At 69.1% G+C, this 24,103-nt stretch carries 27 protein-coding genes and 1 tRNA gene; 21 read left to right on the plus strand and 7 right to left on the minus strand.

What is annotated here, in order from left to right; all coding sequences use genetic code 11:
- Positions 1-270 precede the first annotated feature (270 nt).
- The 6 genes from KBZ33_RS13705 to KBZ33_RS13730 all read left to right on the plus strand — a co-directional run bounded on the left by KBZ33_RS13705 (position 271) and on the right by KBZ33_RS13730 (position 4,554).
- Positions 271-1,122 (plus strand): phycobilisome rod-core linker polypeptide, encoded by an 852-nt coding sequence (locus KBZ33_RS13705; protein WP_254952899.1) that lies wholly within the window; start codon positions 271-273, stop codon positions 1,120-1,122.
- A gap of 258 nt (positions 1,123-1,380) precedes the next feature.
- Entirely contained in the window at positions 1,381-1,899 is a 519-nt protein-coding gene (locus KBZ33_RS13710) for a phycocyanin subunit beta (protein ID WP_254952898.1), read from the plus strand.
- Between the two features lie 45 nt (positions 1,900-1,944).
- Positions 1,945-2,433, plus strand: coding sequence for a phycocyanin subunit alpha (gene cpcA / locus KBZ33_RS13715; RefSeq protein ID WP_015109240.1), 489 nt, complete (start codon positions 1,945-1,947; stop codon positions 2,431-2,433).
- A 119-nt stretch (positions 2,434-2,552) separates the two neighbouring features.
- Positions 2,553-3,374, plus strand: coding sequence for a HEAT repeat domain-containing protein (locus KBZ33_RS13720; protein ID WP_254952897.1), 822 nt, complete (start codon positions 2,553-2,555; stop codon positions 3,372-3,374).
- Positions 3,374-4,036 carry a HEAT repeat domain-containing protein gene (locus KBZ33_RS13725; protein ID WP_254952896.1) on the plus strand — a complete coding sequence of 221 codons (663 nt, stop codon included), beginning with the start codon at positions 3,374-3,376 and terminating at the stop codon, positions 4,034-4,036. The genes KBZ33_RS13720 and KBZ33_RS13725 overlap by 1 nt, the downstream gene beginning before the upstream one ends.
- Entirely contained in the window at positions 4,033-4,554 is a 522-nt protein-coding gene (locus KBZ33_RS13730) for a low molecular weight protein-tyrosine-phosphatase (RefSeq protein ID WP_254952895.1), read from the plus strand. The genes KBZ33_RS13725 and KBZ33_RS13730 overlap by 4 nt, the downstream gene beginning before the upstream one ends.
- A gap of 11 nt (positions 4,555-4,565) precedes the next feature.
- Here KBZ33_RS13730 and KBZ33_RS13735 read toward each other — a convergent pair whose 3' ends face one another.
- Both KBZ33_RS13735 and KBZ33_RS13740 read right to left on the minus strand, forming a co-directional pair.
- On the minus strand, positions 4,566-6,155 hold the full coding sequence (locus tag KBZ33_RS13735; protein WP_254952894.1) for a bifunctional pantoate--beta-alanine ligase/(d)CMP kinase: 1,590 nt from the start codon (positions 6,153-6,155) through the stop codon (positions 4,566-4,568).
- 58 nt (positions 6,156-6,213) lie between these two features.
- Positions 6,214-6,708, minus strand: coding sequence for a septal ring lytic transglycosylase RlpA family protein (locus KBZ33_RS13740; protein WP_254952893.1), 495 nt, complete (start codon positions 6,706-6,708; stop codon positions 6,214-6,216).
- A 425-nt stretch (positions 6,709-7,133) separates the two neighbouring features.
- Between KBZ33_RS13740 and purM the strand changes: the two genes are divergently transcribed.
- Positions 7,134-8,168: a phosphoribosylformylglycinamidine cyclo-ligase gene (purM, locus tag KBZ33_RS13745; RefSeq protein WP_254952891.1), complete on the plus strand. Its 1,035-nt coding sequence runs from the start codon at positions 7,134-7,136 to the stop codon at positions 8,166-8,168.
- 107 nt (positions 8,169-8,275) lie between these two features.
- Complete coding sequence (locus tag KBZ33_RS13750; RefSeq protein WP_254952890.1) at positions 8,276-8,941, plus strand: hypothetical protein; 666 nt, start codon at positions 8,276-8,278, stop codon at positions 8,939-8,941.
- Between the two features lie 5 nt (positions 8,942-8,946).
- Here KBZ33_RS13750 and KBZ33_RS13755 read toward each other — a convergent pair whose 3' ends face one another.
- Entirely contained in the window at positions 8,947-9,927 is a 981-nt protein-coding gene (locus tag KBZ33_RS13755) for an aldo/keto reductase (RefSeq protein ID WP_254952889.1), read from the minus strand.
- A 50-nt stretch (positions 9,928-9,977) separates the two neighbouring features.
- On the opposite strand from KBZ33_RS13755, the gene KBZ33_RS21850 reads away from it, so the two are divergent.
- Genes KBZ33_RS21850 through KBZ33_RS13775 form a run of 3 tightly spaced genes read left to right on the plus strand, consistent with a single transcriptional unit; the run spans position 9,978 to position 11,617 of the window.
- On the plus strand, positions 9,978-10,727 hold the full coding sequence (locus KBZ33_RS21850; RefSeq protein WP_396108519.1) for a hypothetical protein: 750 nt from the start codon (positions 9,978-9,980) through the stop codon (positions 10,725-10,727).
- A gap of 28 nt (positions 10,728-10,755) precedes the next feature.
- On the plus strand, positions 10,756-10,920 hold the full coding sequence (locus KBZ33_RS13770) for a hypothetical protein (RefSeq protein WP_255011805.1): 165 nt from the start codon (positions 10,756-10,758) through the stop codon (positions 10,918-10,920).
- 58 nt (positions 10,921-10,978) lie between these two features.
- Positions 10,979-11,617, plus strand: coding sequence for a trans-aconitate 2-methyltransferase (locus KBZ33_RS13775; protein WP_254952884.1), 639 nt, complete (start codon positions 10,979-10,981; stop codon positions 11,615-11,617).
- A 34-nt stretch (positions 11,618-11,651) separates the two neighbouring features.
- On the opposite strand, the gene KBZ33_RS13780 is transcribed toward KBZ33_RS13775, so the two are convergent.
- A complete protein-coding gene (locus tag KBZ33_RS13780) occupies positions 11,652-11,837 on the minus strand; it encodes a hypothetical protein (RefSeq protein WP_254952876.1) in 186 nt (61 codons plus the stop codon).
- Positions 11,838-11,940: 103 nt separating this feature from the next.
- Positions 11,941-12,011 (minus strand) — tRNA-Cys (locus KBZ33_RS13785).
- A gap of 44 nt (positions 12,012-12,055) precedes the next feature.
- Between KBZ33_RS13785 and KBZ33_RS13790 the strand changes: the two genes are divergently transcribed.
- Together KBZ33_RS13790 and KBZ33_RS13795 are read left to right on the plus strand one after the other, a co-directional pair.
- On the plus strand, positions 12,056-13,309 hold the full coding sequence (locus tag KBZ33_RS13790; protein ID WP_254952875.1) for a lipid-A-disaccharide synthase-related protein: 1,254 nt from the start codon (positions 12,056-12,058) through the stop codon (positions 13,307-13,309).
- Between the two features lie 40 nt (positions 13,310-13,349).
- Entirely contained in the window at positions 13,350-13,607 is a 258-nt protein-coding gene (locus tag KBZ33_RS13795; protein ID WP_254952873.1) for a hypothetical protein, read from the plus strand.
- Positions 13,608-13,640: 33 nt separating this feature from the next.
- On the opposite strand, the gene KBZ33_RS13800 is transcribed toward KBZ33_RS13795, so the two are convergent.
- A complete protein-coding gene (locus tag KBZ33_RS13800; RefSeq protein ID WP_254952872.1) occupies positions 13,641-14,306 on the minus strand; it encodes a ribonuclease D in 666 nt (221 codons plus the stop codon).
- Positions 14,307-14,398: 92 nt separating this feature from the next.
- Between KBZ33_RS13800 and KBZ33_RS13805 the strand changes: the two genes are divergently transcribed.
- Positions 14,399-14,950 carry a cofactor assembly of complex C subunit B gene (locus tag KBZ33_RS13805; protein ID WP_254952871.1) on the plus strand — a complete coding sequence of 184 codons (552 nt, stop codon included), beginning with the start codon at positions 14,399-14,401 and terminating at the stop codon, positions 14,948-14,950.
- A gap of 4 nt (positions 14,951-14,954) precedes the next feature.
- The gene (locus tag KBZ33_RS13810) at positions 14,955-15,836 is read left to right on the plus strand and encodes a dehydrogenase (RefSeq protein ID WP_254952869.1); all 882 of its coding nucleotides are present in this window, start codon (positions 14,955-14,957) and stop codon (positions 15,834-15,836) included.
- On the opposite strand, the gene hemF is transcribed toward KBZ33_RS13810, so the two are convergent.
- Positions 15,763-16,788 (minus strand): oxygen-dependent coproporphyrinogen oxidase, encoded by a 1,026-nt coding sequence (gene hemF / locus KBZ33_RS13815; RefSeq protein ID WP_254952867.1) that lies wholly within the window; start codon positions 16,786-16,788, stop codon positions 15,763-15,765. The two genes, KBZ33_RS13810 and hemF, sit on opposite strands and share 74 nt — an antisense overlap.
- Before the next feature lie 195 nt (positions 16,789-16,983).
- Here hemF and KBZ33_RS13820 point away from each other — a divergent pair, with 195 nt between their 5' ends.
- The 6 genes from KBZ33_RS13820 (at position 16,984) to gshA (ending at position 24,100) form a co-directional block, all read left to right on the plus strand.
- Positions 16,984-18,090: an Mrp/NBP35 family ATP-binding protein gene (locus KBZ33_RS13820; RefSeq protein WP_254952866.1), complete on the plus strand. Its 1,107-nt coding sequence runs from the start codon at positions 16,984-16,986 to the stop codon at positions 18,088-18,090.
- A gap of 4 nt (positions 18,091-18,094) precedes the next feature.
- Positions 18,095-19,363 carry a rod shape-determining protein RodA gene (rodA, locus tag KBZ33_RS13825; protein WP_254952865.1) on the plus strand — a complete coding sequence of 423 codons (1,269 nt, stop codon included), beginning with the start codon at positions 18,095-18,097 and terminating at the stop codon, positions 19,361-19,363.
- Positions 19,354-20,772 carry a sensor histidine kinase KdpD gene (locus KBZ33_RS13830; RefSeq protein ID WP_254952864.1) on the plus strand — a complete coding sequence of 473 codons (1,419 nt, stop codon included), beginning with the start codon at positions 19,354-19,356 and terminating at the stop codon, positions 20,770-20,772. The genes rodA and KBZ33_RS13830 overlap by 10 nt, the downstream gene beginning before the upstream one ends.
- Before the next feature lie 101 nt (positions 20,773-20,873).
- Positions 20,874-21,305, plus strand: a complete 432-nt coding sequence (locus tag KBZ33_RS13835) for a photosystem I reaction center subunit II PsaD (RefSeq protein WP_254952863.1) — start codon at positions 20,874-20,876, stop codon at positions 21,303-21,305.
- A 69-nt stretch (positions 21,306-21,374) separates the two neighbouring features.
- Entirely contained in the window at positions 21,375-22,940 is a 1,566-nt protein-coding gene (locus tag KBZ33_RS13840) for an anthranilate synthase component I family protein (RefSeq protein ID WP_254952861.1), read from the plus strand.
- On the plus strand, positions 22,937-24,100 hold the full coding sequence (gene gshA, locus KBZ33_RS13845; protein WP_254952860.1) for a glutamate--cysteine ligase: 1,164 nt from the start codon (positions 22,937-22,939) through the stop codon (positions 24,098-24,100). Before KBZ33_RS13840 ends, gshA begins: the two co-directional genes overlap by 4 nt.
- Positions 24,101-24,103: the final 3 nt, after the last annotated feature.

The raw sequence follows: 24,103 nt of genomic DNA on the forward strand, positions 1-24,103 counted from the left end.
CAACCACGGTGTCTCCGGCGACGCCGGCGTCATCGCCAACAACTACATCGATTACGCCATCAGCGCCCTCGTTTGAGTCGCTTCGCTCTTCGATTCCCCTGGGTCCCTTCGGGGACCCTTTTTTTTGGCATTTCCATAACGCGAAGGCCCCGCGCTGGATCGGGCGCTGTAAAGATCGAACAGTCTCGAGAAAGCCTGTGCTGACTTCCTCATAAGATCGAGCCGGTGCACCGTACGCGTGCAGTCCTCCCCCCTTCTGGCCCGCCATCCATGACCCTCGTCAATGCGCCCTATCTGGGCATCGAACGCTTCGCGAACGACCGCAACAAGGAAAACTGGTCCAATGCGTCCGATCAGGACAAGAGCACCATCATCCGCACGGTTTATCAGCAGGTGCTCGGTCGTCAATACATCATGGAGAGCGAGCGCCTTGAGGGCGCGGAGTCACTGTTCCGTAACGGCTATCTGAGTGTGCGCGAGTTTGTGCGTGCGGTGGCCAAGAGTGGCCTGTACCGGTCGAAGTTCTTCGAGAATTGCAATCCCTACCATTTCATCGAGCTGAACTTCAAGCATCTGTTGGGCCGCGCCCCCCAGAACAAAGCTGAGATGCTGCATCACTTCACCATCCTGCAGGAAGAGGGTGTGGAAGCTGAGATCGATTCCTATATCGACAGTGCTGAATATCAGGAACGCTTCGGGGAAGAAGTTGTCCCCTATCTGACGGGTTGGGACTACTCAGCCGGCCAGCAGGGGCGTCAGTTCTCCTGGCTGATGCAACTGGCCCGGGGCGCGGCAGCTTCAGTGAAAGGGGATACCGCCGGCACCAACTTCCGACTCGGCAAAGCCCTGCACCAGGACCGTGCCGTTCCGGTGGTGAGCCCCAACGCCAAGGGATCGGCCTACCAGCCCAGCCGGGTGGCCAATGAATCGATCACCAAGATGGCCAAGGGAATCGGCCAGAAGGCCAAAGTGTATCGCATCGAAGTCACCGGACTGAGCGAGTACCGCCTGCACAAGCGCAGCAACACCGTTCGTTTCGTGCCCTTTGACAAACTGCTGGAGGCCCAGCAGATGATCCACCGCCAGGGTGGCCGTGTCGCCAGCGTGAGCCCGGTGAACTGACCGCAAGGTCGCAGGTTTCTCCTCCACGACTTCACCCCCTCGGCCTCACGCCGAAGGGGGTTTTTCATGGTTTGACTGCACTCACTTGAGCGCAGAGGAATCGAGCCACTACCGATGACCCTTTGTAAACTTCAGGGATTCTGGAGCCATTCTTTCTGACAATAGGCCCGTGCCCAGCACAGGTGAACGTCTTCGGCGTTCCCACCCCCTTACCCACCCAAATCCCGACGTTCGACGTCGAGAACAGGAGCTAACTCAATGTTCGACGCCTTCACCAAGGTCGTTGCTCAGGCTGATGCCCGCGGCGAATTCCTCAACGCTGGTCAAATCGACGCCCTGGCGTCGATGGTTGCCGAGAGCAACAAGCGTATGGATTCCGTGAATCGCATCACCTCCAACGCCTCCAAGATCGTCACCAACGCCGCCCGCGAGCTGTTCGATCAACAGCCCGCCCTGATCGCCCCCGGCGGCAACGCTTACACCCATCGCCGCATGGCTGCCTGCCTGCGCGACATGGAGATCGTTCTCCGCTACGTCACTTACGCCGTCTTCACCGGTGACGCTTCCGTCCTGGAAGATCGCTGCCTCAACGGCCTCCGCGAGACCTACCTGGCCCTCGGCGTCCCCGGCGCTTCCGTGGCCGAAGGCATCCGCAAGATGAAGGACGCCGCCATCGCCATCGCCAACGATCGCAACGGCATCACCCAAGGCGACTGCGCCTCCCTGATGTCCGAAATCGGCACCTACTTCGATCGCGCAGCTGCTGCTGTCGCCTGATCGCGCTTCCTCTTCCGGTTCTCCTTCCCACCCAACCCCCTTCTCATGAAGACTCCCCTCACCGAGGCCGTCGCAGCCGCTGATTCCCAGGGCCGCTTCCTGTCCAACACCGAGCTCAACGCTGCCTTCGGTCGCTTCGAGCGCGCCAAGAACGCCCTGGAAGCTGCCAAGGCCCTCACCGCCAACGCCGACTCCCTGGTGAACGGCGCCGCCCAGGCCGTCTACAACAAGTTCCCCTACACCACCCAGATGCAGGGGAGCAACTACGCCTCCGACGCCCGCGGCAAGGCCAAGTGTGCCCGTGACATCGGCTACTACCTCCGCATGGTCACCTACTGCCTCGTCGCTGGTGGCACCGGCCCCATGGATGAGTACCTCGTGGCCGGTCTCGACGAGATCAACCGCACCTTCGAGCTCTCCCCCTCCTGGTACGTGGAAGCCCTGACCTACATCAAGGCCAACCACGGTGTCTCCGGCGACGCCGGCGTCATCGCCAACAACTACATCGATTACGCCATCAGCGCCCTCGTTTGAGTCGCTTCGCTCTTCGATTCCCCTGGGTCCCTTCGGGGACCCTTTTTTTTGAGCTGATTCCCCCTGGCCGCGGGGGTGGCAGCATTCCCCCATTCCCTTCTTCGAGCGTTATCAAGCCCATGGCCGGTAACGGTGAACCGATCAGTGAAGCCGAAGCCCTGGAGCAATTGCGCCAGACCGACGACCAATCGGGCCAGTACTACGCGGCCTGGTGGCTGGGGCGCATGCGCAGCCGCCATCCCGAGGCCGTGCCCCTGCTGCTGGCGGCCCTCCGCCAGCGCCAGCCACGGGATGTCGGCGCCGGCGTGGAGCACAACGCCGTGGCCCGCAATGCCGCTAGGGCCCTGGGCAAGATCGCCGATGGGCGGGCGGTGAGCGAGTTGCTGGTGGTGCTCGACGATGCCGACGACGGCCTGCGGGAGGCCGCGGCCCGTGCCCTGGGCGAGCTTCGAGCGGTAGAAGCGGTGCCGCTCCTGACCCGCCGCCTGGCCAGCGGGCCCGACGTCGCCGGCGCCAACCGCAGCGACAGCCCGCGGCTGCAGGAACCCTGCGAGGCGCTGCTGGAGGCCCTGGGGGCGATCGGCGTGGCCGAACCGGACGTCCTGGCCGTGATCGAGCCCTTCACCGGCCATGGGCGCCCCCTGGTCCGCAGTGCCGCCTGCCGGGCCCTGCTGCAGCTCACCGGAGAGACGGCCTGGGCCGACGAGCTGCTCCAGCTGCTGCAGCACCCCCAGCTGCAGGTGCGCCGTGCGGCCCTGATGGATCTGGGGGCGGTGGGATGGCGTCCCGCCCTCGAGCCCATCCGGCGCACCTTGGCCGAGAACAGTCTCAAACTGATCGCCCTGCGGGGACTGGTGGAGAACGGCAGCGGCAGCGCGTCGGGCAGCGAGACGGGCAGCGATGATGAGGCCGTGCTGATGGCGATGGACGCCCTGCTCTGATGACGGCCGCAAGCGGAGATTCCAGGCTCGCCGCCGATCGGATCCGGGCCTTCGAGCTGGCCGGCAGTGCGGAGGAACTTGTGCTGGCCACCCGCCGGCTGATCGCCTGCGACGACCCCCTGGCCACCGTGCCCCACCTGGTCCAGGTGCTGGGGTTCAACAATCCGGGAGCGGCCGTGGCCGCCGTGGACGGGCTGATCGCCCTTGGCCCGGCCGCCGTGGGGCCCTTGCTGGCCAATCTCGATGCCCACAACTACGGCGCCCGGGCCTGGGCCGTGCGGGCGCTGGCGGGGATCGGCGACATCCGCGGGCTGGACGTGCTCGAGGACGCCCTAGCCACCGACGTCGGCCCCAGCGTGCGCCGGGCCGCCGCCAGGGGTCTGGGGGCCCTGCGGTTGGAGTCTCTGTCTGTGGAGGAACGGCAGCAGGTGCGTGAGCGCTGCCTGGCGGGCCTCGAGAGCGGCCTTGGCGATGGTGAATGGGTCGTGCGCTATGCCGTGGCGGTGGGGCTCGAGGGGCTGGCCCTGCCCCTGCCCCCGGGCCATCCCCACAGCGATCGGGCCGAGGCAAGCCTGGGGCAGCTCCTGGATCCGGAACGGGAGGACACGCTGGTGGTGCGCCTGAGGGCCGGTGTGGCCCTGAAACGCGTGAACGCCCGATGACCACCCCCCCTGAGCCGCCCTCCCCTGTCGCCATGGAACGCCCCACCAGCCTCCTGTTCGTCTGCCTCGGCAACATCTGCCGCTCCCCAGCCGCCGAGGGGGTCTTCCTGCACCTGATCGGGCTCCAGGGACTGGAGGACGCCTTCAGGGTGGATTCCGCCGGCACCGGCGACTGGCACGTGGGACGGCCCGCCGACGAGCGCATGCGCACCGCCGCCGCCCGGCGGGGCATCGCCCTGCCCAGCCGGGCCCGCCAGATCAGCCGCAGCGACCTGAGCCGCTTCGATCACGTGCTGACGATGGACCGGCAGAACCTGAAGGCGGTGCGAAGCCTGGCCGGGGGAGGGGAGGGCACAGCTGAGATCGGCCCCCTCACCCGGTACTGCCGTCGCCACAACATCGAAGAGGTGCCCGATCCCTATTACGGCGGTGAGGAGGGCTTCGATCGGGTGCTGGACCTGCTGGAGGACGCCTGCGGGGGCCTGATCGAGACCTTGAAGGCTGAACGAGCAAGCTAGGGCTTAGGGGCTTAGGGGGCTCCGGAGGGCCCAGGGCCCGGCCAGGCCTCCTCCGGCACCCGCTCTCGGAACAGATCCACCAGGTGCTGGATCACGGCATCGATGCCGAGGCCGTCGGTGACCAGCTCCACCGCATCGGCCGCCTGACCCAGGGGGGCCTCGGCCCGGGTGGAATCCAGGTGATCACGCTCGGCGATCTGGGCTTCCAGTTCCGCCAGGGGCGGCACGGCGAAGCCGCGCTGGGCCAGATCCGCCGCCCGGCGGCGGGCCCGCTCCGCCACCGTGGCGGTGAGGAACACCTTGCATTCCGCCTGCGGGAAAACGGCGGTGCCGATGTCGCGCCCTTCGGCCACCAATCCGCCCCGCTGGCCCATGGCCTGCTGCTGCGCGGTGAGGGAGGCCCGGACACAGGCATGGGCCGCCACGGTGGACACCATGGCGGTGACCTCAGGGCCGCGGATCGCCTCGCTCACCTCGTGGCCATTCACCCGCACCCGCTGCTCCCCGCCGGCATCGCTCTCCAACTGCAGATCGAGGTCGTCGAGCAGCGGGGCGATGGCGGCGGGATCGGCCGGGTCCACACCCTGATGCAGCACCCACCAGGTGAGGGCCCGGTACATGGCGCCGGTGTCGAGATAGAGCAGACCCAGGCGGCGGGCGAAGGCCCGGGTCACGGTGCTCTTGCCCGCCCCGGCGGGGCCATCGATGGCGACGATCGGCGGGCGTTGCATCAGAAAAACATGGTCGATCAGCCGGGTGCTGCCGCAACGGGCGGCCGCGGCCAACAGGGAGATCCCGCCGGCGGCGGTCACGGGGCTCAGGGTAGAGGGCTGCACGAGCTGCACGTACTCCACCGCCAGGCCCGCCATCTCCAGGGCGCTGCCGACCGAGGCCGTCAGCAGCGCCGCGCTGGTGGTTCCCCCGCGCCAGAGTCTCTGCGCCGCTCCCAGGGCCGCGGGCAGGGCCGCCGCCTGAACGCGCTCGCTGGCGCCCAGGTAGCGATGGCGGGAACTGCAGGCCAGCCCATCGGCCTCCCGCACGGTGGCGCAGCCCTGCACCGTCACCGGCAGGGCCAGGTCGGCCAGCACGCGGCGCAGGATCGTGAGCTGCTGCCAGTCCTTCTCCCCGAGCAGGAGGCGATCGGGGCGCACCAGGGCCAGCAGCCGGCAGACCACCGTGGCCACACCCTCAAAATGGCCGGGCCGACCGGGACCGCACAGGGACTGCCGCAGCGCGGCCGGTGGAACCACCCCGGTGAGCTGGGCCTCACCGCCGGGGAACAATTCCGCCACCGATGGGGCAAACAGGGCCTCGGCACCGGCCGCCTCCCCCAGGGCGGCATCGGCGGCCAGATCCCTGGGGTAGCGGTCGAAATCCCCGGACGGTCCGAACTGGAGCGGGTTGACGAACACGCTGAGCAGGACCGCCGGCCGGCCTGCGGGCACGGCTTCGCAAGCCCGGTGCAGCAACTGTTGGTGGCCGGCATGCAGGCTGCCCATGGTGGGGACGAAGTGGAGCGGCCGGCCGGCCTGCTCACGGCACCAGTCGTTCAGCTCAGCCCTGGTCTGAAGCAGTCGCACCGGCAAAGAATGAAAGCCCATCCGCCAATCTGGCGGATGGGCTGAACGGACGAAGGCCAGTCGGAGACGACAGGAACGCTCAGGGCAGCACTTCGAGCTTCACCTGGGCAACGCCACTGGCGGTGAGGCCCAGTTCCTGGGCGGCTCCGTGGGCCAGGTCGATCACCCGGTTGCCGTGGAAAGGACCACGGTCATTGATGCGCACCACGGTGGAACGTCCGTTCCAGAGGTTGGTGACGCGCACCTTGGTGCCGAAAGGAAGGGTGCGATGGGCAGCGGTGAGCGTGCCGGGGCGGAAGACTTCGCCGCTGGCGGTGCGGTTGCCGAAGAAGCCAGGGCCGTACCAGCTGGCCTGACCGGTGCTCACCGTGCCGGCGGAGGCGATCAGATTGCTCGCCGTGGGAAGGGTGCGGATGTCCTCGACGAAGCGGTCCCAGGTGGAGGGAAAGTCGGCGGGGCGGATGGCAACGGAACTCCCTGGGGCCTGCAGGGCAGTAAGGGAGCCGGCCTGGGCCGGAGCGATGCTGCTGGTGAAGAGGAGGGCGGCGGCGCCCAGGAGTTGAGTGACTCGCATGACAAGCGAAAGACACCGGCGGAGCACGTGATCAAGGAATGGAGTGTCCTGATCACGGCATTCGGGCATTGACGTCAACCCAGCCAAAAAGGGTGGTGATGGAGTCGAACGCGACCGAAATGGCCAGGCGAATTCCTAAGAAAAAATGACGACCCAGGAAAACTATCCGAATTGCGCAGGGCTCCAATGCGCTGCAGACAGACCTCTGCACCGATCAGTTTTCTTCATCTTTGCCACCCTTCCTGCCGTCCACTGGCCTCACTGGCCCACCGGCGCTAGCGAAACATCAGCGAATTTGATCCATGACATAAGCCGAGGCGATGGGAACATGGGTCAATCCCACGATTGTCCATGCCCCGGGCTCTCCGGGCGAGCCCCGCCGCCCCATGCCGATGCAGGATCGGTGCAGCGCTGACCCTTGCCCCATGGACTACCGCTCTGCCGGCGTGGACGTCGCCGCCGGCCGCGCCTTCGTTGAACGCATCAGAACCAGTGTCGAGACAACCCGGCGACCGGAGGTGATCGGTGGACTGGGGGGCTTCGGCGGTCTCTGCCGTCTGCCGGCCGGCATGAAACGTCCCTTGCTGGTGGCCGGCACCGATGGGGTGGGCACCAAGCTCGAGCTCGCCCAAGCCCATGGCGCCCACCACGGGGTAGGCCTGGATCTGGTGGCGATGTGCGTCAACGACGTGATCACCAGCGGCGCGGACCCGCTCTTCTTCCTGGATTACATCGCCACCGGCAAGCTCGGCCCCGAGGCCATGGCCGAAGTGGTGGACGGCATCGCCGACGGTTGCCGCCAGAGCGGCTGCGCCCTGCTGGGGGGCGAAACCGCCGAGATGCCTGGCTTCTACGGCGCCGGCCGCTACGACCTCGCCGGGTTCTGCGTGGCGGTGGTGGAGGAGGAGGAACGGATCGACGGGGCCAGGGTGAGCGCGGGAGACCGGATCGTGGCGGTGGCCAGCAGCGGCGTCCACAGCAATGGCTTCAGCCTGGTGCGGCGCATCCTGGAGGCCGAAGCCGTCGACGCCGCCACCCTGTTGCCGGCAACCGGGCAAGGACTGATCGAGGCCCTGCTGACCCCGACACTTCTGTATGCCTCGCTGGTGAAGGACCTGCGCCGATCCGGGCTGCCACTCCACGCCATGGCCCATATCACCGGTGGCGGCTTGCCCGAGAACCTGCCCCGCTGCCTGCCTCCGGGGGTCCATGCCGTGGTCGACCCGGACAGCTGGGAGCGTCCGCCCCTGTTCCGCTGGCTGCAGGAGCGGGGCCAGGTGCCGGAGGCCGATCTGTGGAACACTTTCAACCTGGGGGTCGGTTTCTGCCTGGTGGTGCCAGAGGCGGCCTTGCCTGGCATCATCAGTATCTGCCGGTCCTCGGGCCATCAGGCCTGGGAACTCGGCAGGATCGCGGCAGGTGAGCCAGGGGAGCCCCCCCTGGCCGGATTGCCGCACTGAAGCGACGGCGGTCCAGAACCCGCCCATGTCCCTAGGGTCATTCGCGTGATTTCCGTCACGACCAGACCGCTCTCGCTCCCAAGACGCTCCCAAGATTTCGTTGCCCGATGTTCGATACGTCCAGACGCATCACCCGCCGCCGTAGCTCGGCCGGCCCGATCCCGCCCCAGCGCCCCCAGCAGCCGCGTCCCCGCCTGCGTGACAGCGCCGCCATGGTCCAGCAGCGTGAGGGCACGGGTGGCCAGCGGCCAACCTTCCTGACCCTGCGGGACCACGGCAAGGTCTACGTGGCCGACCTGCCCCGCCTCTCCGACGGCCAGCTCACCCATATCAATAAGGAGGCCCAGGACGTCCTCGACAGCCTCAACCGCCGCCTGCAGGAACTGGAAGCCCAGACCTTCCTGAGCGAGGCCGACCAGGACACCCGCATCAGGGCCACCACCAAGCGGGACATCACCCAGCGGTTCCTGAACTCCATCGCCCAGGAGCAGGAACTGAGGCGTTCCAATCCGGCGCTGCGGGCGGCCGCGGGCGAATCCCTGGCCCGCGCCTTCCTGGAACTAGCCCGCCACCGGTTGCCGGGCTCCACCTTCGATTCCCTGTTGCAAGAGGCCCTCAGCGCCTGCGGCCCCAGCGAAGACGGCAGCCTCGCCGGCGAACCGGCCGACCCCCAGGTGGTCCGGCTGCTGCAGCGGGCCGAGGCCCCCCAGCCACGGCCGGCAGCCCTGCCGGTGGTGCTGAGCCCCGATCCGGCCGACGCCCTCAGCGCCTGAGGCCCTCAGCCGCTCTGGAACGGGTTGGCCGGCATGCGTCCCTCACAGCGCTGCGCCACCCGGTCCAGATCGCTCCGTTCCCCGTCGTCAAGGCACCAGGTGGTGGCCGCGGCCGCCGCTTCGGCCTGGTCGACGCGGCGCAACCCCACCAGGGGCAGGGCGCCATGGGCCCGGCACCAGTTGATCGCCACGGCCGCCATCGGGGCGTCGTGGGCGCGGGCGATCCGCTCCATGGTCTGCAGCAGGGGCTGGATGCGGGGCTGCAGCCGGCGGAACAGCAGGCCCCGGGGTCCCGGGGGAAGGCCCTGGCCCTCACCCGGCGGCCGGCTCAGCAGGCCCAGGGCCAGGGGGCTGTAGGCCAGCAGCTGGATGCCCAGCTCCCGGCAGACCGGCACCACCCCATCGACGCCGAGGGCGTCGGGCGCCAGCAGGGACAGCTGAACCTGCAGGCTGGCCAGCCGCAGCCCCCGCCTGGCCAGCCGTTCGTGCACCAGGCGCAAGCGACGAGGGCCCAGGTTGGAGACCCCCAGGCTGCCCACCCGCCCCTGCTCGAGGAGGTCGGCGAGCCCCTCCAGCAGCGCCCCCTCCTGCCAGGGGGCGTAGCGGGCCGTGCTCCAGTGCAACTGGACCCGGTCGAGATGGCCCCTCAGTCGCCGCCTGGACGCCTCGAAGGCCGGCTCGAATCCCCGTCGGCCCAGGCGCCAGGGAAAGGGGGCCAGCTTGGTGGCCACGGTGAGCCCTTCTCGCCGGTCCGGCGGCAGGGCCTCGACAAAGCGGCCCAGGAGCGACTCGCTACGCCCCCCGAAGCGACCGGTGCCATAGGAATCGGCCGTGTCGAAGACGCTCAGTCCCAGGTCCACCGCCCGGCGGAAGCAGGCGGCCAGCTCCGCGTCCTGGGCAGGGTCGTAGCCCCAGAGAAACTGATTCCCCCAGGCCCAGGTGCCCACCCCGACCCCGGTGACAGCCGACGGCTCAGGCGCTGACAAGGGGTGGGAAGGGTCGACCAAGACGATCGCGACACTCTCACAGCATTGCCATGATCGAACCGAACCGTCCCGAGGGGACATGCGATGACCAGCCATCCGGGCGTCCGGCCGCCGCTTCCCCCCAGCGAAGCTGGCGCCAACGGGCCACGGGGCGCCGAGAGCCTGCCCTGCGGGCCTGCCCCCGAACCGGTGCTCTGCTGCCACTGCGGCCGAACGGCCAGCAACGGGATCAGCTGCCAGGGGATCTGCGTCGCCGACTCGGGCTATTGAGGCTCCGGCCCTGCCGGGGACGTCGGGCGGCTCTGGCGCTGTTGCTGGCCTTGGCTGGTCCATGGGCGGCCCTGGAGGCCCAGGACCTGCCCGGCGAGGACTTCGGCCGGTGGGAAGGGAACCTGCGGCGCTGCCGCATCGTCAGCAGCTCCAGCCAGGCCCAACCGCCGCCGCCGCCGACCAGCTGCCGGGTGCTGCGGCTGGATCAGCAGATGGAGGGCCTGCTCACCGTCCGATTTCTGCAACCCGGCAGCAGCGGTGCCCTTCTTGATCGCCAGCTTGTTTTCGCCGGGGTCCTGGAAGAAGGCTCCAGGGGCATGCAGTGTCGAGCGAGCCGCTGCGAGCCACGCTGGCCCCTGCGGCTGCGGGTGAGCGCCGTGGGCCGGGCGGGCTTCAGCGCGGCCACGGCCGCCATGGGTCTGACCACCGCGCAGCTCGCCAGCGGCCATTGCCAGCTCGATGGGCGCGCCTTCCGCTGCCAGGCCGTCGGCCCGGAGGGCCAGCAGTGGCAGGCGGACGCCTCTCCCTGACAGGGTCCGCCCCCTGGACCGGTTGGAAATGACGTTCGGCAACGAACGCCACAGACAGCCCCGCCCCTCTTCAGGTTCTCTTTATTATTGGTTTGTTCAGATGGTGGTCATGCCCCAGTCCACATCGCTGCTGGCCCTGTTGGGTGTCGTCGGCTTCGCCCTTATCTCCCTGCTGATGGGCGTGCTTCCCTGAGCCGACGCGACGGACCTCAGGGACCCCGCCGCTAGGGTGCGGGTACCCACCATTCGGCATGTCGACCAAGGACGCCTTCACACGCATCTACCAACGCGACACCTGGGGGGGCGGCTCAGGCCATGGGTCCAGACCTGAGTTCAACGGCGAGTACATCGCTACCCTGCAGCGCTTTCTGCAGCTCAATGACATCCGCAGCGTCGTCGATTTCGGCTGTGGCGACTGGCAGTTCTCCCGGCTGATCCACTGGGGTGACATCACCTATACGGGGATCGACATCGTCGATTCCGTGGTGGCTGCCAACATCGACCGCCACGCCAGCGACACGATTCATTTCCAGCTCTTTGAGGACCTGGCCAGCCTGCCGGCCGCCGATCTGATCCTGGTGAAGGATGTCCTGCAACATCTTCCCAACCAACTGGTGCGGGAGTACCTCGACCATTTCAAGGCCCAGTACCGCTGGCTGATCATCACCAACGATGATCTGCCCCATTCGGAGCTCAATCAGGACATCGTGGCCGGGGCCTGGCGCCCACTGCGTCTGGACCGCCCCCCCTTTGAGGAGCATTGCTCCACCCTGGCCCAATGGGTGGTGCTCACGGAATCCTCCATGAACCTGCACAGAAAGCGGGCTGAGTTGATCGTCGGTTCAGGCCCTCGCAACCCCCAATCAAGGACTCAAGATCAGCAACAATGAATTCCGAGAAAGCATTCACCTCACGCCCGGGCCGTTACCAGTTGCCTACTCTTTTGAGAGCGGTGTAATACTCGATGATGGCATCTTCCAGAATCGCCGTGGGCGTGGAAGGAAGCTGGATCCTCTCGCGATAGGCCTGGATCTTTTCAATCATCTCCAGGCAGTCTTCGCTGAGCAGCGCCACGAACGGATCCGGCTGTTCCGTGGTGTTGGCTCCCACCTCAATCCTCATTGACAGGGCTGTCTCAGTCTGCCACCGATCGCCGGTCGTTGTCCCGTGACTCCTGCGCAGGGGGCGAGCAGGAGAACATCGGTTGTTGCAGAGGCGGCACCCAGATTCGAACTGGGGATAAAGGATTTGCAATCCTCTGCCTTACCACTTGGCCATGCCGCCTGCCGGGGAGCAAACTCCCCGCAGCGGATCGTATCAGCCATGGCATGTCCACCCCCCGTCTGCTGGTTCTGAGCAACGGCCATGGGGAGGACCTGATCGCCCTGCGGCTGATCGAGGCCCTCCGGCATCAGGTCCCTGGTCTTCAGGTGCAAGTGCTGCCCCTGGTGGGTCTGGGCCAGGCCTACGCCGGTGCCGAAGCGGCCGGAGAGCTGCGGCGGGTCGGCCCGCGGCTACCGCTGCCCAGCGGCGGCTTCAGCAACCAGAGCCTGCGCGGACTGCTCAACGATCTGGCGGCAGGGCTGCCGCTGCTGAGCTGGCGCCAATGGCGGATCGTGCGCCGCTGGGGCCGGCAGGGTTGGCCGATCCTGGCGGTGGGCGACCTTCTGCCCCTGCTGCTGGCCTGGGCAGGCGGGGGGCCGTACGGCTTCCTGGGCACCCCGAAGAGTGATCACACCTGGGCCTCACCGCCTCCCGCCGGCTGGGGCCGCTCCCCCCTGGCCGATGGCTACCACCGGGCCAAGGGCAGCGAATGGGATCCCTGGGAGTGGTCCCTGATGGGCCACCGCCGCTGCCATCTGGTGGCGGTGCGCGATCGCCTCACCGCCAGGGGGCTGCGGCGCCACGGGGTTCGGGCCGTCGCCCCGGGCAATCCAATGATGGATGGATTCGCTCCCGCCCCTGGGGCTCTTCCCGGCTGGCTGCAGGGACGGCGCCGCCTGCTGCTGCTGCCCGGCAGCCGCCTGCCCGAGGCCCTGGGCAACCTGCGCGGCCTGCTCGCCGCCCTGCCTGCCGCCAGCGCGACCCAGCCGATCAGCCTGCTGCTGGCCACCGGCTCCCGCCCCAGTGACGCCGAGCTGGCCGCCCCCCTCAGCGCGGCGGGCTTCATCCCAGGGGCGCCGCCGGAGGACTCGGGTGCCTCGGCCCTCTGGCGGCGCGGCCCGCTTGAGCTGCTGGTGGGGCCGGGCCGGTTTGCGGCCTGGGCGCCGTTGGCGGAGCTGGGACTGGCCACCGCCGGCACCGCCACCGAACAGCTGGTGGGTCTGGGGGTGCCGGCCCTGTCGCTGCCGGGGCCAGGCCCGCAGTTCAAGGCCGGCTTCGCCCGCCGCCAGAGCCGGCTCCTGGGGGGCGCTGTGCAGCCCTGCCATGGCAGCAGGGAGCTGCAACGGCGGCTGATCGCCCTGCTCGACGACGACCACGAGCGGGCCCGGCTGGGCCGCATCGGCCGGCGACGCATGGGACCGTCCGGCGGCAGCGCCAGGTTGGCGGCCCTGATCCGGGAGCGGCTGCTGCCGGGGTAGGGGGATGATGGGCTCGACCGCCCCCTTGTCCCACGCACCGATGCCCGGCATCCCCGACCGCAGCTTCAACGCCGCCTGCGGTCATCTGGCCACGAAACTGGGCATCAGCCTGGCGTCGGCCCGCCGGCGGGTGGAGATCCAGGCGGCCAAGGAGGGCCTGCGGGACACCGCCGCCAAGCTGGCCCTGGCGGAGCGGCTGCTGGAGGAAACCAGGGCCAGTGGCCTCGACAGGGGCCAGCTGTTCGATGGCCAGCTGCGCTCGGTGGGGGAAGACGACCTGTTCATGATCGAGGACTGAGCACCACGGCAGGCGGCATCAGCACGCCCGGACTCAGTGTTCGAAGACCTGGTGGAACCGTTGCCGGTCGAGGGCGGCGAACACCGGCACGCAGGCGAAACAACGGCGGGCCAGCTCCCAACGCTCCTCCCGGCGCAGCATCACCTCCAGCCGGTCCCGGGCGGCGAGCAGCCAGCGCACGTCACCGGCGGCGTAGGCCAGCTGGGTGTCACTGAGCTCCTCCACCCGGCCCCAGTCGGAACTCTGGGCCTGCTTGTCGAGCTCCACCCCCACCAGCTCGTTGACCACGTCCTTGAGGCCGTGACGCGGGGCATAGGTGCGGGCCAGGCGGCTGGCGACCTTGGTGCAGAAGATCGGGTCCACGGCGATGCCGAGGTTCTCCGCCAGCGCGGCCACATCGAAGCGGGCGAAGTGGAACACCTTCTCGATCGCCGGGTCCTCGCAGAGGGCCTTCAGCCGCGGCGCCTGCGTCTGCCCCCGTGCCAGTCGGATGCAGCAGACGTTGTCGTCGTCATCGCAGATCTGCACCAGGCAGAGGCGGTCGCGACCATGGACCAGTCCCATGGCCTCGGTGTCGATGGCCAGGGCCCGGGCCTTGCCGTAGAGCTCCTGCCAGGCGTCGTCGAGGTCCTGGTCGAAGACGGCGAAACGGGCCGGTGGGCCAGGGCTGGCACTGACGCTGGCAGGGGTCTGGGCCATCGTGGGACAAGGAGTTTGGGGCCATCGTGGCCCAGCGCGGACACCGAACGGCCCGGTCGGGCCAGAATGCGAGCCGCCAAAGTTCCGCCGCCATGCCCACCCTGGGTTCCACCCTCCTGCTCACGCTGCTGATGGCCATTGGCCTGGTCTTCTTCCTGAGGGCCGCGAGCAAGGACCGCACCACGGTGGTGGACGTGCACTCCCCCCAGCCGCCGGTGCAGGTGCTCGAGGGCCTCTCCAACTGGCTCACGGCCCGGGGCTGGCAGACCGAAACCGGCGACCCCGAGCGCCAGCTGCTGCGCTTCCGCGGCCAGGTGCGCTCCAGCCTTCCCCTCGCCCTGCTGCTCTCGCTGCTGGGCAGCGTGGGGGCCGCCTGCCTGGGCCTGGTGCTGCGCCAGGTGCTGCCCTCCCTCGGCTGGTGGCCCCTGCTGCTGGCCCTGGTGGGTCCGATGGCAGGCGTTATCTATCGCCGACGGGCGGCCCGGCCCGAGAGCCTGGAGCTGCGCCTGATGAACGAGGGCGCCGGCAGCGGCAGCACCCTGCGCCTGCGGGGCCACCGCGACGAACTGATCGCCATCGAACGGGAGCTGGGGCCCGAACTCCAGCTCGCCAGCGACGGCTCCCTGCTCTCCTCCCCGATCTGAGCCCATGCGTCCCTTTCCCGCGGCCTGGCTGGTGGGGCCAGCCCTTCTGATCGGCAGCCTCGGCCCCCTGGCGGCACCTGCTCGCAGCGCCGAACCCATGCTGACGGGTGGCCCGAGCCAAAGGCCCGCCCCAGCACTGGCCAGCGTCGATCCGATCACCGGGCCCCGCAGCCCCCTGCCGCGGGACTGGATCGGCCTCCGCCCCATCGATCCGGACACCCCCATCCTGGTGCTGGCCGGCCATGCCGATTCCCAGGGCATGGCTGGCTCAGGAACCCCTGGCGCCGCCGTAGCCGCTGGGGCGGCGCCGATGTACCCGGGCATCAGCGATGAGCTGTACTGGAACATGGTCGTCGCCGAGACGGTGGTGGCCCTGGGCCAGCAGCGGGGCTTGCGCATCAGCACCTACCGCCCCCCCTTCCGCAGCATCAGCGACGGCGACGATCCCCGCACCAACTGGAGTGTGGGCCGCCAGCACGCCGCCAGCGGCGGCTACGCCCTGGAGATCCACTTCGATGCCTGGGGCCCCACCGGCGTCGGATCGGGGCTGATCCCGCCGCTGCATCGGCCCTTCGGCCGTCTCGACGAGAGCCTCGCCGAGGCCTTCGGTGGCTTTCCCATGGCCTTTCGTGGCGGCCTGGGGGGACCCAGGCGCGGCATTGCCCTGCTGGAGGTGGGCAAACTGGAAGGCAGTCTGGAGCGCTCCTTGCGCAACCCCGCCAGCCGTGCCGACACGGTGATGGCCATCGCCAGCCGGATCGTGACGGCCCTGGAGAACGGCCTGGGCCGCAGCCCCACCACCGCCCTGCCGCTCAGCCCACCGCCTGGTGGGGTCGGCAGCGCTCCTCCAGGGACGGGTCTTCAAGCCAGTTCTGGGGACGAGTGAACAGGTCGGTGAGCAGGGCCTCCCGGCTGCCGGCCTCTGGCATGTAGCCGTACTCCCAGCGCACCAGGGGCGGCAGCGACATCAGGATCGACTCGGTGCGGCCGTTGGTCTGCAGGCCGAAGATCGTGCCGCGGTCGAACACCAGGTTGAACTCCACGTAGCGGCCCCGGCGGTAGAGCTGGAACTGGCGCTCCACCTCGCCCCAGGGCAGCCCCTGGCGGCGCTCCACGATCGGCACATAGCTCGGCAAGAAGGCGTTGCCGCAGGCCGAGGCCAGGGCAAACAGCTGCTCCCAGTCCTGGTGCAGGGGCCCGATGGCCGTGCTGGCCGCCGCCGCCGGACCCTCGCCATCGCCGCCCTTGTAGAGGACCCCGCCGGGGTCCTGGTAGTCGTAAAAGATCCCGCCCACCCCCCGGGTCTCACCCCGGTGCTTCAGGAAGAAGTAGTCATCACACCAGGGCTTGAACACCTTGTAGTAGGCCGGATCCACCCCATCGCAGGCCCCCTTGAGGGTGCGATGAAAGTGACGGGCATCCTCCAGGAAGGGGTAGTAGGGGGTGAGGTCGGCGCCACCGCCGAACCACCACACCGGCCCGGCCTCGAAATAGCGGTAGTTGAGGTGCACCGTGGGCAGGAAGGGACTGCGCGGGTGCAGCACCATGGAGGTCCCGGTGGCGAACCAGCGGTGGCCCTCCGCTTCGGGGCGCTGGGACAGGATCGAAGGAGGCAAGCGCTCGCCCTCCACCTCGGAGAAATTGACCCCGCCCTGCTCGAACACCCGGCCGTCCTTCATCACCCGGGAGCGGCCACCGCCGCCCTCCGGCCGCTCCCAGCTCTGTTCCTCAAAGCCGGCTTCACCATCGAGGCTGGCCAGGCCGGCACAGATGGAATCCTGCAGGCCCATCAGCAGGGCCTTGGCGCGGCTGCGGGAATCGGCAGGTGGCATCTCCATGGAACGGCAGCGCGTCGGACGCGGAACATCCGCACACCTTTTCAGCCCGCCGGGGGGTCTCACAAGGGTTCGAGAGCCTCTGTCATGGGCTGCGGAAGTTCCGGTCGGCCGCCATGGGGGTGCCTGAGCCGCCCCCTCCCCCCCCCGGGGCACGGCCCTTAGGATCCCGGTCTGGAAAGCCCGTAACGTCGACGAATGGCCAGCGCCGACACCCTCTTGAAGGCCCTGCAGCCGCTCCGCGATGCCGGCAGCGGCCGCAGCCTGGTGGAGCTCGGCTGGATCACCGACCTGCGTCACCAGGGCAGCCGGGCGGTGTTTCGCCTCGCCCTGCCGGGCTTCGCCGCCAGCCAGCGGGAGCGCATCGCCGCCGAGGCCCGCAGCGCCCTGCTGGCCGTGGAGGGGATCAACGAGGTGCAGATCGAACTGGCCCAACCCGCCGCCTCCCCCTCGTCGGGGCCGATCGGCGCCGCCGGCCACGGCCCCGGTGGGGGCCAGCTGCCGGAACGGCAGGGCATCCCCGGCGTGCGCCAGGTGATCGCCGTCAGCAGCGGCAAAGGTGGCGTGGGCAAGAGCACCGTGGCCGTGAACCTGGCCTGTGCCCTGGCCGCCTCGGGCCTGCGGGTGGGCCTGCTCGATGCCGACATCTACGGCCCCAATGCCCCCACCATGCTCGGCGTGGCCGACCGCAGCCCCCAGGTGTCGGGCAGCGGCAATGAGCAGGTGCTGGAGCCGATCGAGAGCTGCGGCCTCGTCATGGTGTCCATGGGCCTGCTGATCCAGGAGAACCAGCCGGTGGTCTGGCGCGGACCGATGCTGAACGGAATCATCCGCCAGTTCCTCTATCAGGTGAACTGGGGCGAGCGCGACGTTCTGGTGGTGGACCTGCCACCCGGCACCGGCGACGCCCAGCTCACCCTTGCCCAGGCCGTACCCATGGCCGGCGTGGTGATCGTCACCACGCCCCAGCAGGTGTCGCTGCAGGATGCCCGCCGCGGCCTGGCGATGTTCCTGCAGATGGGAGTGTCGGTGCTGGGAGTGGTGGAAAACATGACCGCCTTCATCCCCCCCGATCTGCCCGATCGCCGCTACGCGCTCTTCGGCAGTGGCGGTGGCCAGTTGCTGGCCGATGAGGCGGGTGTGCCCCTGCTGGCCCAGCTGCCGATGGAGATGCCCGTGCTTGAGGGCGGGGAGCGGGGCCGGCCCGTGGTGCTCTCGGCACCAACCTCCGTCAGTGGCCGCGCCTTCACCGAGCTCGCCGAGCGGCTGAGCGCCAGCTGCGCCCTCAGCCCGGCCCTCGCCTGAAACGATGGCGGTTCTCAGCCCCCGGCGCGGTGGGTTCGCCGCCAAGGGGGCGAAGCGGCGTGGCCTCGGCTTCGATCCGATTCTGTGGGGGATTCCGATCGCCCTCACCCTGCTGGCGGGGATCCTGATCGCCAGCACCCAGCGCCAGCAGGCCACCACCGACTGGTACCAGCACTGGATCTCCGCGGCGGTGGGCCTGGTGCTGGCCGTGCTGCTGTCCCGGGTGCCCCTGGAGCGCATCGCCCGGTTCCAGTGGCCGATCTACGTCCTGATGGTGGCGAGCCTGATCGCGGTGCGGATCATCGGGGTCAGCGCCCTCGGGGCCCAGAGCTGGATCAACATCGGCGGCTTCTACGTGCAGCCGTCGGAATTCGCCAAGGTGGCCGCCATCCTGCTGCTGGCGGGTGTTCTCTCGAAGTACCCGGTGGAGCGGCCGATCGATCTGCTGCGGCCGGTGGGCATGATCAGCGTGCCCTGGTTGCTGGTGTTCGTGCAGCCCGATCTGGGCACGTCACTGGTCTTCGGTGCGGTGCTGCTGGTGATGCTGTTCTGGTCGGGCATGCCCGCCACCTGGCTGCTGCTGCTGCTCTCACCCCTGTTCACGGCGATCATGGCCGGGACCGTGCCCTGGCTGCTGCTGGGCTGGATCCCCCTGATGGGCTGGGTGGCCTGGCGCTCCCTGCCCTGGAAGGCGATCGGACTGGCGCTGGTGCTGGCCGTCCAGGGACTGTTCGCCGTGGGGACGCCCTGGCTGTGGGAGCACGGGCTGCGGCCCCACCAGAGGGACCGGCTCACCCTGTTCCTCGATCCGGCCCAGGATCCCCTCGGCGGCGGCTACCACCTGCTGCAGAGCACCGTGGGGATCGGCTCCGGCCAGCTCTGGGGCACCGGCCTGATGAACGGCTCGCTCACCAAGCTGCGCTTCATTCCCGAACAGCACACCGATTTCATCTTCAGTGCCCTGGGGGAGGAAACCGGGTTCATCGGCTCGATGCTGGTGGTGATGGGCTTCGTGGTGCTGATCTGGCGCCTGCTGCAGATCGCCGGTCGTGCCGCCAGTGACTACGAATCCCTCGTGGTGGTGGGGATCGGCGCCATGCTGATGTTCCAGGTGGTGGTGAACGTCAACATGACCATCGGCCTCGGACCCATCACCGGCATTCCCCTCCCCTTCCTGAGCTACGGCCGTTCGGCCATGCTCGTCAACTGCATCAGCCTCGGGCTCTGCGCCTCCGTGGCGAGGCGCAGCCGCAGCCTGCGGCGATGGTGGTGAGCCTCGGGGAACTACGTGCACTGTTGGCGGACGGCGTACCGGCGGGGCGAGGGGACGAAGACAGCGTGCGTCGCCAGTGGTGGGCGGCCCTGGCCACCGTCCAGGCCGATCTGCTCGGGGCGGCCCCACCCCAGCCGGGCGTCTGGCTGGCGGCCCCTCTGCCGGCCCTTTATGAACCCTCCCTGCTGGAATGGCTGGACGGCTGGGTCTGGACACCCGCGGAGGTGGGCAACCTGATGCCATCGGGGCTGCCGTTGCTGCCCGGCCTGCCCACCCTGCCGGGGGAACCAGGCACGCCCCCCCAGGGAAGCGCCCCCCGGGGAACGGCCGGACGGCCAGGGGGCTTCCGTCGCCTCAGCCTGCGCGAGGACGACGGCACCGATCCGCTGCTGGTGGTGATCACGCCGGTGCTGCAGGTGGCCCTGGCCCTCGATGGTCCCCCGCAGGCGCGCCGACTGGTGGTGCACTTCGAGGCCTCGATCCTGTCGGCCGCCCTGGAGCTGCTCGATCGCCGCCTGGCCCAGGACGATCCGGCCGAGGGCCTGGGCCTGCGCCGCCGGCTGCAGCTGCTGGGCCCGCTCCGCAACGCGCCCGATCTGGGCACCCGCTTCTGGCCGCTGCTGGCCCAGCGGCTGGCCGCCATGGCCCCCAGCGTCACCTTGCAGCCGCTGGTGCACGGTGAGAAACGCAGCGAGGGCAGCGATGCGGTGAGCAGCGAACTGGCCTTGCTCGAGGCCCTCACCCATGAAGTGCGCACCCCGCTGGCCACGATCCGCACCCTGATCCGCTCCCTGCTGCGCCGCACCGACCTGCCGGCGGTGGTGCGCCAGCGGCTGGAGCAGATCGACGGAGAGTGCAGCGAACAGATCGACCGCTTCGGCCTCATCTTTCTGGCAGCGGAACTGCAGCGTCAGCCCGGCAGTGGCCAGCCCCTGAGCGACAGCGAACTGGCCCGCACGGACCTGAGCCGGCTCCTGTATCAGCTGGAGGCGTTCTGGCAACGCCAGCTGGGTCGGCGGGAGCTCAAGCTGGTGCTCGAGATCGCCGCCGACCTGCCGCCGGTGATGAGCGACCCCAGCCGGCTGGAGACCATGCTCGGCGGACTGATGGACCGGTTCAGCCGCAGCCTGCCCAGCGGCAGCGAGGTGCGGCTGCGGCTGCTGCCGGCGGGGTCGCGGCTGAAACTGCAGCTCAGCAGCGACGACCCCGAGAGCCGCGAGGCCGATGGGCTGGCGGCCGCCGTGCCGATGCCGGTGGGGCCGGTGCTGAGCTGGAATCCGCAGACCGGCAGCCTGCAACTCAGCCGCCAGGCCACCCAGCGGCTCTTCCACCGCCTCGGGGGCCGGCTCACCGAGCGGGGCGGCAGCAACCTGACCGTGTTCTTCCCGGCCGCCGAGCACAGCGGCTGAGGCGCCAGGCCGGGTTTGTTGACGGGTGTGAAGAGTCCGCCGGGGGCGCCGGGAAGGCGAAAAACACGGTGCTAGTTTCCGCCTGAAACGGTCTGCAAGTCATGCCTGATACGGCCCTCCACGGTCAACTTCCGAAGTCCATCGGCAGCACCGGTGGCTTGCTGAACTCGGCCGAAACCGAGGAGAAGTACGCCATCACCTGGAGCAGCACCAAGGCCCAGGCGTTCGAACTCCCCACCGGCGGCGCCGCGGAGATGCACGAAGGCGACAACCTCATGTACTTCGCCCGCAAGGAGCAGTGCCTGGCCCTCGGCACCCAGCTGCGCACCAAGTTCAAGCCCCGGATCGAGGATTACAAGATCTACCGGATCTACCCCGGTGGCGACACCGAATTCCTGCATCCCAAGGACGGCGTCTTCCCCGAGAAGGTCAACGAAGGGCGCGCCATGGTGGGCCACACCCCCCGCAGCATCGGCGCCAACCCCAACCCCGCCAGCCTCAAGTTCAGCGGCAAGGAAACCTACGAAGCCTGAGCCCTACCCGGCCAGCACCTATAACGGCGGGGCCGAGAGCCCCGTTTTTTTTGCCTGCCTGTCGCCGTGATGCCCGGTTCTGATCGCAGCGCCTTCCTCGACCGGATCGCCGGTGCGGAAGCAGGTGCTGACTTGGCCGTCAATCTTCTGCCCGTCTGGAAGCGCTGGCCCGCTGACCTGGAGACCCCCCTGACCACCTGGCTGAAGGTGGGGGCGGGAAGCAGCCATGGCGTGCTGCTGGAATCGGTGGAAGGGGGCGAGCAGCTGGGCCGCTGGAGTTTCGTCGTCAGCGACCCGCTCTGGACCCTCACCTGCCGCGGCGACCGGGGCGAGAGGTGCTGGCGGGATGGCCGCAGCGAACAGCTTCAGGGCAATCCCTTCACCCTGCTGCGCGACGCCCTGGCGCCGCTGCGCCCCGGACCGGTGGAGGGCCTGCCGAAAGTGGCCCAGCTGTTCGGCTTCTGGGGCTACGAGCTGATCCAGTGGATCGAGCCCAGTGTGCCGGTGCACGGTGCCGCCGAAGGGGCCCCACCCGACGGCTGCTGGATGCTGGCCGACAGCCTGCTGGTGTTCGACCAGGTGAAGCGCCAGATCACGGCGGTGGCCTACGTGGATCTCTCGACAGGAGCCGATCCCGGCGAGGCCTACGACCGGGCGGCGGCGCGCATCGCGGCCCTTGAAGCCCGCATGCACGCCCCCCTGCCAGGCCATGTGAAACCCCTGGCCTGGCACGAGGCCAGCGGCGCCGAGCTGGCTACCAGCAGCAACCGCAGCCAGGCCGACTTTGAAGCCGCCGTGGCGACCGCCGCCGAGCACATCGCCGCCGGCGACGTGTTCCAGCTGGTGCTGAGCCAGCGGCTGGAAACCCGGGTGAGCCACGACCCCTTTGAGCTTTACCGCAGCCTGCGGATGGTGAATCCCTCGCCCTACATGGCGTTCTTCAACTTCGGCGACTGGCATCTGATCGGCTCCAGCCCCGAGGTGATGGTGAAGGCCGAGCCCTGCGCCGAAGGGGTGAAGGCCTCCTTGCGGCCCATTGCCGGCACCCGCCCCCGCGGCGAGGATGCCCGGCGGGATGCGGCCCTGGCCGAGGAGCTGCTGGCCGATCCGAAGGAACGGGCCGAGCACGTGATGCTGGTCGACCTGGGCCGCAACGACCTGGGCCGGGTCTGCCAGGCGGGCACGGTGCGGGTCACCGAGCTGATGGTGATCGAGAAGTACTCCCACGTGATGCACATCGTCAGCGAGGTGGAGGGGCTGCTGACCGAGGATCACGACATCTGGGATCTGCTGATGGCGTCCTTCCCGGCCGGCACCGTGAGCGGAGCTCCCAAGATCCGCGCCATGCAGCTGATCCATGCCCTCGAACCGGACGCCCGTGGGCCCTATTCGGGGGTCTACGGGGCCGTGGATCTGGCCGGGGCGCTGAACACGGCGATCACGATCCGCACCATGGTGGTGCGGCCCCACCCCGACGGCGGCTGGCGGGTGCAGGTGCAGGCCGGGGCAGGGATCGTGGCCGATTCCCGGCCGGAGGCGGAGTATCAGGAAACCCGCAACAAGGCCCGCGGGATGCTCAAGGCCCTGGCCTGCCTGGAGCCGGCCGGGGCTGACGCGGCGGACGCCACCCCATGAGCACTCCCCTGCTGCTCAAAGGCTTTGAAGTGGAGATGTACACCGGCCGGGCCGATGGGACGGTGGTGGGTTGCTCGGCCGAAGCGGCCGCCGCGCTGGCGGGCTTCATGACCGAACCGGACCAGCGCAACCTGGAATACGTCACTCCCCCTGAGGCCTCCTACCCCACCCAGCTGGAGCTGCTGCTCGAACCGCGCCGTCGCCTGCGTCGCTGGCTCCAGCCCCGCCAGCTCACCCTGCTGCCGGGCAGCACCCTGAGCCTGGGGGACAGCCGCCGCTTCGAGCGCTCCGACCCCGATAACGCTTATCACGCCTACATCGAGGCCACCTACGGCACCCGGGTCGTGACCGCCAGTGTCCACATCAACCTGGGCCTGACGGACATGGACGCCCTGTTCGCCGGCCTGCGGCTGCTGCGCTGCGAGGCGTCCCTGCTGCTGGCCCTCAGCGCCAGCTCCCCCTTCCTCGATGGGGTGGCCACCGGGGCCCACTCCCAGCGTTGGCTGCAGTTTCCGATCACCCCGCCCCAGGTGCCCCTGTTCCGTGACCACGGCCACTACATCCACTGGATGGAGGAGCAGCTGGCCGCCGGGGCGATGCGCAACGTGCGCCACCTGTGGACCTCAGTGCGCCCCAATGGTGACGACCGGCCCCATGGCCTCAACCGCCTGGAGATCCGCATCTGCGACCTGATCGACGACCCCCTGCTGCTGCTGGCGGTCACCGCCTTCACCGAACTGCGCCTGCAGCAGCTGCTGCGGGATCCCCTTGGCCAGGATCCCCTGGCCGCCAGCCAGCTCGCCGCAGGCGAACTCGAAGCCATCGCCGATGCCAACGACCAAGCAGCGGCCCGCTCCAGCCTCAAGGCCGAGCTGCTGCACTGGCGCACCGGAGAGACGGTTGGAGCCCGCGCCTGGATCGCCGCCGAACTGGACACCATGGCTGCGCTGGCGGCTGAGCTGGGGCTGGAGCGCTGGCTGGCCCCGCTGCACGAGCTGCTCGCCACGGGCAACCAGGCGATGCGTTGGCTCGCCCGTGAACGGCGCGGCGAAAGCATCGGTGCCATCATCGGCAGCGACGCCGTGGCTCTCGAGACACGGGAGAAGGCCCTGGACGCATGGCTCGCGACAGAAGCCGCCCAGGTTCCAGGAGGATCATGAACA

Origin of the sequence: Cyanobium sp. Cruz-8D1 (assembly GCF_024345975.1) — a bacterium.
GTDB lineage: Bacteria > Cyanobacteriota > Cyanobacteriia > PCC-6307 > Cyanobiaceae > Cyanobium.

Bases quoted from the DNA above. Each gene is read 5' to 3' on its own strand.
- KBZ33_RS13800 (WP_254952872.1), bottom strand. From the start codon at position 14,306: ATGGCCCAGACCCCTGCCAGCGTCAGTGCCAGCCCTGGCCCACCGGCC.
- KBZ33_RS13710 (WP_254952898.1), top strand. From the start codon at position 1,381: ATGTTCGACGCCTTCACCAAGGTCGTTGCTCAGGCTGATGCCCGCGGC.
- purM (WP_254952891.1), top strand. From the start codon at position 7,134: ATGGACTACCGCTCTGCCGGCGTGGACGTCGCCGCCGGCCGCGCCTTC.
- KBZ33_RS21850 (WP_396108519.1), top strand. From the start codon at position 9,978: ATGATCGAACCGAACCGTCCCGAGGGGACATGCGATGACCAGCCATCC.
- KBZ33_RS13720 (WP_254952897.1), top strand. From the start codon at position 2,553: ATGGCCGGTAACGGTGAACCGATCAGTGAAGCCGAAGCCCTGGAGCAA.
- KBZ33_RS13775 (WP_254952884.1), top strand. From the start codon at position 10,979: ATGTCGACCAAGGACGCCTTCACACGCATCTACCAACGCGACACCTGG.
- KBZ33_RS13810 (WP_254952869.1), top strand. From the start codon at position 14,955: ATGCGTCCCTTTCCCGCGGCCTGGCTGGTGGGGCCAGCCCTTCTGATC.
- KBZ33_RS13730 (WP_254952895.1), top strand. From the start codon at position 4,033: ATGACCACCCCCCCTGAGCCGCCCTCCCCTGTCGCCATGGAACGCCCC.
- KBZ33_RS13735 (WP_254952894.1), bottom strand. From the start codon at position 6,155: ATGGGCTTTCATTCTTTGCCGGTGCGACTGCTTCAGACCAGGGCTGAG.
- hemF (WP_254952867.1), bottom strand. From the start codon at position 16,788: ATGGAGATGCCACCTGCCGATTCCCGCAGCCGCGCCAAGGCCCTGCTG.
- KBZ33_RS13795 (WP_254952873.1), top strand. From the start codon at position 13,350: ATGCCCGGCATCCCCGACCGCAGCTTCAACGCCGCCTGCGGTCATCTG.
- KBZ33_RS13770 (WP_255011805.1), top strand. From the start codon at position 10,756: ATGACGTTCGGCAACGAACGCCACAGACAGCCCCGCCCCTCTTCAGGT.
- KBZ33_RS13740 (WP_254952893.1), bottom strand. From the start codon at position 6,708: ATGCGAGTCACTCAACTCCTGGGCGCCGCCGCCCTCCTCTTCACCAGC.
- KBZ33_RS13705 (WP_254952899.1), top strand. From the start codon at position 271: ATGACCCTCGTCAATGCGCCCTATCTGGGCATCGAACGCTTCGCGAAC.
- KBZ33_RS13840 (WP_254952861.1), top strand. From the start codon at position 21,375: ATGCCCGGTTCTGATCGCAGCGCCTTCCTCGACCGGATCGCCGGTGCG.
- KBZ33_RS13805 (WP_254952871.1), top strand. From the start codon at position 14,399: ATGCCCACCCTGGGTTCCACCCTCCTGCTCACGCTGCTGATGGCCATT.
- KBZ33_RS13750 (WP_254952890.1), top strand. From the start codon at position 8,276: ATGTTCGATACGTCCAGACGCATCACCCGCCGCCGTAGCTCGGCCGGC.
- cpcA (WP_015109240.1), top strand. From the start codon at position 1,945: ATGAAGACTCCCCTCACCGAGGCCGTCGCAGCCGCTGATTCCCAGGGC.
- KBZ33_RS13725 (WP_254952896.1), top strand. From the start codon at position 3,374: ATGACGGCCGCAAGCGGAGATTCCAGGCTCGCCGCCGATCGGATCCGG.
- KBZ33_RS13820 (WP_254952866.1), top strand. From the start codon at position 16,984: ATGGCCAGCGCCGACACCCTCTTGAAGGCCCTGCAGCCGCTCCGCGAT.
- KBZ33_RS13790 (WP_254952875.1), top strand. From the start codon at position 12,056: ATGTCCACCCCCCGTCTGCTGGTTCTGAGCAACGGCCATGGGGAGGAC.
- gshA (WP_254952860.1), top strand. From the start codon at position 22,937: ATGAGCACTCCCCTGCTGCTCAAAGGCTTTGAAGTGGAGATGTACACC.
- KBZ33_RS13830 (WP_254952864.1), top strand. From the start codon at position 19,354: ATGGTGGTGAGCCTCGGGGAACTACGTGCACTGTTGGCGGACGGCGTA.
- rodA (WP_254952865.1), top strand. From the start codon at position 18,095: ATGGCGGTTCTCAGCCCCCGGCGCGGTGGGTTCGCCGCCAAGGGGGCG.
- KBZ33_RS13835 (WP_254952863.1), top strand. From the start codon at position 20,874: ATGCCTGATACGGCCCTCCACGGTCAACTTCCGAAGTCCATCGGCAGC.